Below are 5559 nucleotides of genomic sequence, written 5' to 3' on the forward strand. Positions count from 1 at the left end.
TCAAGCCTCTATTAATCCTGTATTTAAACTGTCTAATTTTTAGGTCTCAGTTCATGATGAATTTTATCGACCTTTATTTTTTGATTGTATTAACTTTGAGCAAGTTTACTAACAATATATGAGTTAAGAGATACATTTTCTTCATCTGCTTCTTCGGCTAGATGTTCATGCAGGGATTTGGGCATCCTCGCAGTAATGCGGCTGATATTGAATTAGTTGATAAACAAAATCGTTTAATCTTTTCGACTATTGTAAATGGTGCATTCTATAATAGATTAAAAAAGCATCCCTTTATTTCAATTACTGGCTTAAAAGGAACAGAAACAATGAATTCAGTAGCTGTAACTGTCAATGGTAAAGTAGAGGAAGTTAATGATTCATACATGGATCAAATCTATCAAGCACATCCTGAAATGGTCGAGATTGCTTCGGCTGATTCAAGATCAAGTAGAAGTACATTGCGTCCCTTTGCGATTACGCCGATTGATGGTTCAGTTTACGATTTAAGGCAAAAACCGGTTTTTCAGAAGCATTTTAATTTTTAAAAAACATTATTAAATAGAAAGGAACAATATGGCATTACCAAGTCAAATTGAAGTTAGAGGAGCAAAAGTTCACAACTTAAAGAATATTGATGTCAATATTCCACTCCATAAATTCGTCGCTATTTCAGGCTTATCTGGTTCTGGAAAGTCATCCCTAGCCATGGGAATTCTTTATGAAGAAGGATCGCGTCGTTATCTTGATGCGCTTTCTACATATATGCGGCGAAGAATCAAGCAAGGTGCGCAGGCTGATGTAACTTCAGTTAAGCATATCCCTTCAGCGCTGGCTTTACGTCAGCGCCCCAGCGTTCCAAATGAAAGAGCAACCGTTGGTACAACAACTGAGACCTTTAATGTTTTGCGTTTGATTTTTTCACGGCTTGGTTCGCCTGTTTGTCCCAACGGTCATAGAGTCGCACCGAGTCTAGCAATTGCCGAAGCAATGTCCAAGCCTGGCGAAGAAATGGGACGGATTACCTGCCAAACCTGTGGTGTTAAGTTTTATGTTCCAAGTGCAGAAGAGTTCGCCTTCAATTCAGATGGAGCATGTACTGAATGCGGCGGTACAGGGAAGGTGCGTCAACTTGATGAAAATAAGTTGATTGCTGATGAAAATCTGTCCATCGAAGACGGCGCGGTTGCTTCGTGGTCATTGCCAGGACGTAATTTTATGCCAAGCGTTGCCCAGCATGCAGGAGTGCGCATTAATGTTCCATTTAAGGATTTAACTAAAAAAGAAAAAGACTTTGTCTTGAACGGTCCAGAAAAGAAATATAAGATGGACTTCTTATCCGGTACTGGTCGAGTTTTTCACGACTTCAATGCTCTTTATGAAAATGCGCACCAGGCAGTCCTGCGTTCAGCAAAGAGTAGCAAGAGTGAACGAGCACAAAAAAGAATTGCGGAATTCTTTACTTATTCAACTTGTCCAGTCTGTCATGGTACTAGACTTCGTCCTGAGCTACTTAAGCAGTTGGTTAATGGTAAAAATATTGATGAAGTCGAACATATGCAATTGGGTGACTTGCCAGCTTGGAGTAAGGAAGTTTTAGCTAAGTTACCAGAAGAAATGCATCAGATGGCTTCTTCATTGATTAAAGAATTCATCAATAATTTGCAGCCGCTACTTGATTTAGGGTTGGACTACTTAGCCATGGCACGTGCCGGAAATACGCTTTCAACTGGTGAGTTACAGAGAATCCAATTGGCTCGGACTCTGAGAACAGAAACCACCGGTGTTCTTTATGTATTAGACGAACCTTCTATCGGTCTTCATCCGGCTAATGTCGATGGTTTGATTAAAGTTTTACGTAAACTTGTTGCACAAGGCAATTCATTGGTCGTAGTTGATCACAATGTCGACATTATTAAGGCAGCCGATGAGATTATCGAAATCGGACCAGGATCTGGTGACCAGGGTGGGCAAATTTTAGCTCAAGGGACACCGCAAGAACTTGAAAACAATAAAAAGTCTTTGATTGCTCCATACTTAAATGGAACAGCTGATTTAATGGCAAGAAAAACGACTGATAAGATTAACCCTGATCAAATCAAATTTGAAGTGGAGCATTATTTCAACTTGCATGATATTAAAACAGGAATTCCGATTAATCAAATTACTGCAGTAACTGGCTTTTCTGGAGCGGGTAAGACCAGTTTGATTTTAGATTCTTTAGTTCCGGCTATTGAGGCACAAGCTAAGGGTGAAAAGTTACCGAAACAAATTAAGAAATTCGTTTCACCTGTCCATAATGTAGTTAGTGTTGATGCGACACCGATTGGCAAGAGTACCCGTTCAACGGTTGCTACTTATACTTCAATCATGGATAATTTGCGTAAGCTTTTTGCTCGTCAGCCGTTAGCAAAAGAAAAGCATTACACGCCAAGTTACTTCTCCTATAACAATAAAGAAGGTGCATGTCCTACTTGTGGTGGAACTGGAATTGTTACATTAGATATTCAATTTTTACCAGATATGCAGCAGACATGTCCAACTTGTCATGGTGAACGTTACAATCCGAGAATTCAGCAAGTTAAGTGGCATGAGATGTCGATTGTTGATATGCTTAATTTGGATATTAATGAAGCCTTGCCTGTGTTTAAAAAGGTACCAAAGATCGAACGTGAATTAAAGTTACTCAAAGAAGTAGGGTTGGATTACCTGCATTTAGGTGAAAGTACACCAACCTTATCTGGTGGTGAAGCCCAGAGGTTGAAGCTAGTAACTCACTTGAGTCATAAGCAAGATGATACTTTATTTGTCTTCGATGAACCAACGATCGGTTTGCATCCCTTAGATGTGAAGGTTTTGGTAACCGTGATGCAAAAATTGCTTGATCAAGGTGCAACCATTATCACGATCACACATGATTTGAATTTGATTGTAAACAGTGATTATATTTTGGATCTTGGACCACGCGGCGGTAAAGCTGGTGGTAGAATCGTGGCTGAAGGGATGCCGCGAGAATTGGTTAAGAATCCTGACAGTTTGACTACACAGTATTTAGCTGATTATTGGAAACAATTTGAATAGATAAAAAAACGAGTCTTTTTTGGGACTCGCTTTTGTGTAAAGAGAATGGGTTTACTGCTTTTCTTCTTTAGCACATTCCATAATTAATGGTGCATTTCTTTTAAGGATTTCTATGTTGTTCTTTGTTTCTGAATAAGTAAAGTTATAATTATAAACTTCCTTATAGTCAGGAAGAGTGTAGCGGGCTTTCTTGAAGCCATAATCGGTTGGTTTTTCAAAATGTACATAAATTTTAATACCGTCTTTTTGGGATGGATCGGGAATTATTTGAGAATACGTAATTGATAATTCGCCTGGGAATTCAGCGTATGGATATAACATAAAAATCACTCCTCATGGATCTTTATTATTGTAGCAAAGAAATTGTCTGTATAGTAAATAGCTGATTATTGGAAAGAATTTGAATGGAAAATTAAAAACGTGTCCTTTGCAGACTCGTTTTTGTGTATGAAGAGATAATTCACGTGTGCCAATGCATTGGGATGATAGTCAATATGCTGGCTTTAGTGATGTAAAGCCATGGCTGATGCCAACTGATCAAAATCAAGTTAATGTAGAGAAAGAACTAGCAAGTGGCGAAATTTTTGACTATTATCAAAAACTAATTAAGTTGCGTAAGAATGAAAAGTTAATTTCTTATGGGCATATTAAGATGTTCTTGAAGGATCATCCACAAGTTTTTGCATATGAACGCTTCCTAGATAACAGTGATAAAAAATTAGTAGTCTTTACTAACTTCTATGGCAAGGAATGTCAGGCTAAATTACCTAAAGAATATGTTAATAAGAACTATCAAGTTTTAATTAGCAATTATGAACATAACAGTAACCAATTTAAACAAGAGATCATCTTAAAGCCGTATGAGGCTTTAGCAGTTGTGATTTAGATAAGATAATAAAAAAGAATTGATAATCATAGTTAATTTGTGATTATCAATTCTTTTTATTTTGTTGATTTTTTATTTGTAGCAATTCGGGTCTGCGTGCTAATTCAATATAAGGGCGATCATTTTCTACAGCTATCCCTTCGGTTTCGCGCAAGGTATGAAATTGGTAGTGTTGTATGAGTTTTCCTGGATGGGTAATTATGAATAAATTATCGTTAAAAGCTAGGTAAAACTTAGAACGACTAGAGGTAAAGCTTTGTAGAGGTGAATTGTTTTTTACAAAATCAGATTGAGTTGCTCCGATTTCTGTTGGCATCCATGTATTTCCGTTTCGACTTAATTTCCAGTATTCATATAATCCTTTGCTGGCATTATGAAAAGTAGCGTACATTAAGTGACTATTAATAAAGCAAGCGTTATGAAAATAGCGTGGATAATAGCTAGAACGATTCCATACTTTTATAGTCCAAAGATGGTTAATTTGGTAGTTTTTTCTAGAAATTTGAAAAATTTCTTCGGATTTATCGGGATTAGCTTCTTTGTTGCTGCTAGCCAGTACATAAATATATTTTTTAGTCATGCCGATAGATTGTCCGTGCCCCAGCTTCATATATGGAGATACTGCAATATTGCGTGATGTGTTTTTTAATTCTCGCCACTTCATAGTAAGTAAATTTTGTGATTTAAGTGGATCGGACAAATGATTGAGATTATAAGTAACTAGATGTCCCCATTCAACGTTAGGTTCACTGAAATATGAAACAGTTAATTGATTTTGTTTAAGGCTGATCCCTTGAGGAATAACTCCTATTTGATTAAGAGGAGTAGGTTGGGGCGTTAATGAATGAAAACGAGGTTGGTAAAATTGGGTTATCATAAAATTATGCTTATTATCATAATATCTATTAATTTCGGTTTCAGGCTGATAATTATTTTCGGGATTCCAATTTGGAGAAGGAGATTTGGAACTACCAGAGAATGTTTTTACTAAAGAAGGTCCAACAATAGCAGTTCTGTTTGCGACAGTAATGCCTTCGTTTAAATTAGGTCTAACATGAACGTTGATTGTTGTTTTTAAATGATGGTATTTTAATTTAATTGTAAATTACCAGGAGTTGTAGAATTAAAAAAATTTTGGGATGCAGATACTTTTTTAGGATCGATTAAGGTGCCATGCTTGTCTGCAATATAAGAAATTGCATCCCTCACTGGGAAAGAGTAATAGGGATTACGAGTTAAAGATACATGCTTTGCCGCAAGTAGTTTGCTACGTAAAAAGAATTTTTCATTAACCCAACCAATTTGTCTACCGTTGACTATTAATTGATAAAAACGCCCTTGCTTGGTTTGCGCTGATTTAAGAGATTGAAGCAAACCGTTCCTGAAATCCTTGGTAGAAGTGAAAGCATTGATACCACCGTCTTTAGAAATATTGCGATAAATTGGAAAATCATGGGGTCCAGCCAATTTAGTTTGAACATTAGTGTAAGTAGTTACTGGTGCAGGCTTTAACACGATAGATCCGTTTTTTAACGGATTAATTTTTAATGAAAAACGCCCGAAAATCCCCGTATTTTAATGCGGGGATGGATAGG

Annotated in this window: 6 protein-coding genes and 1 pseudogene; 3 read left to right on the forward strand and 4 right to left on the reverse strand. The window is 36.9% G+C overall.

The features are described 5' to 3' along the window. Positions 1 to 89 precede the first annotated feature (89 nt). Positions 90 to 185: a toxin-antitoxin system HicB family antitoxin gene (locus CP355_RS09310; protein WP_081776577.1), complete on the reverse strand. Its 96-nt coding sequence runs from the start codon at positions 183 to 185 to the stop codon at positions 90 to 92. Here CP355_RS09310 and CP355_RS09315 point away from each other — a divergent pair. Together CP355_RS09315 and CP355_RS09320 are read left to right on the forward strand one after the other, a co-directional pair. After that, entirely contained in the window at positions 168 to 545 is a 378-nt protein-coding gene (locus tag CP355_RS09315) for a pyridoxamine 5'-phosphate oxidase family protein (protein ID WP_233187029.1), read from the forward strand. The genes CP355_RS09310 and CP355_RS09315 overlap by 18 nt on opposite strands. Positions 546 to 573: 28 nt before the next feature. Then, positions 574 to 3078: an excinuclease ABC subunit UvrA gene (locus CP355_RS09320; protein ID WP_098044399.1), complete on the forward strand. Its 2505-nt coding sequence runs from the start codon at positions 574 to 576 to the stop codon at positions 3076 to 3078. A 51-nt stretch (positions 3079 to 3129) separates the two neighbouring features. Here CP355_RS09320 and CP355_RS09325 read toward each other — a convergent pair whose 3' ends face one another. Continuing rightward, a complete protein-coding gene (locus tag CP355_RS09325) occupies positions 3130 to 3399 on the reverse strand; it encodes a hypothetical protein (protein ID WP_098044400.1) in 270 nt (89 codons plus the stop codon). Positions 3400 to 3529: 130 nt separating this feature from the next. Between CP355_RS09325 and CP355_RS09330 the strand changes: the two are divergent. Beyond that, a pseudogene (locus CP355_RS09330) lies at positions 3530 to 3964 on the forward strand (alpha-glucosidase C-terminal domain-containing protein); the annotation flags it as partial. 46 nt (positions 3965 to 4010) lie between these two features. Here CP355_RS09330 and CP355_RS10650 read toward each other — a convergent pair. Together CP355_RS10650 and CP355_RS10655 are read right to left on the reverse strand one after the other, a co-directional pair. Further along, on the reverse strand, positions 4011 to 4841 hold the full coding sequence (locus CP355_RS10650) for a hypothetical protein (protein ID WP_233187030.1): 831 nt from the start codon (positions 4839 to 4841) through the stop codon (positions 4011 to 4013). Between the two features lie 212 nt (positions 4842 to 5053). Then, positions 5054 to 5479 carry an SH3-like domain-containing protein gene (locus CP355_RS10655; protein WP_233185819.1) on the reverse strand — a complete coding sequence of 142 codons (426 nt, stop codon included), beginning with the start codon at positions 5477 to 5479 and terminating at the stop codon, positions 5054 to 5056. Positions 5480 to 5559: the final 80 nt, after the last annotated feature.

It is taken from the genome of Lactobacillus sp. UMNPBX4 (genome assembly GCF_002554115.1).
GTDB lineage: Bacteria > Bacillota > Bacilli > Lactobacillales > Lactobacillaceae > Lactobacillus > Lactobacillus gallinarum.

Coding starts and splice junctions, on each gene's coding strand:
- CP355_RS09315 (WP_233187029.1), top strand. CDS start 168: ATGCAGGGATTTGGGCATCCTCGCAGTAATGCGGCTGATATTGAATTA.
- CP355_RS09310 (WP_081776577.1), bottom strand. CDS start 185: ATGCCCAAATCCCTGCATGAACATCTAGCCGAAGAAGCAGATGAAGAA.
- CP355_RS09320 (WP_098044399.1), top strand. CDS start 574: ATGGCATTACCAAGTCAAATTGAAGTTAGAGGAGCAAAAGTTCACAAC.
- CP355_RS09325 (WP_098044400.1), bottom strand. CDS start 3,399: ATGTTATATCCATACGCTGAATTCCCAGGCGAATTATCAATTACGTAT.
- CP355_RS10650 (WP_233187030.1), bottom strand. CDS start 4,841: ATGATAACCCAATTTTACCAACCTCGTTTTCATTCATTAACGCCCCAA.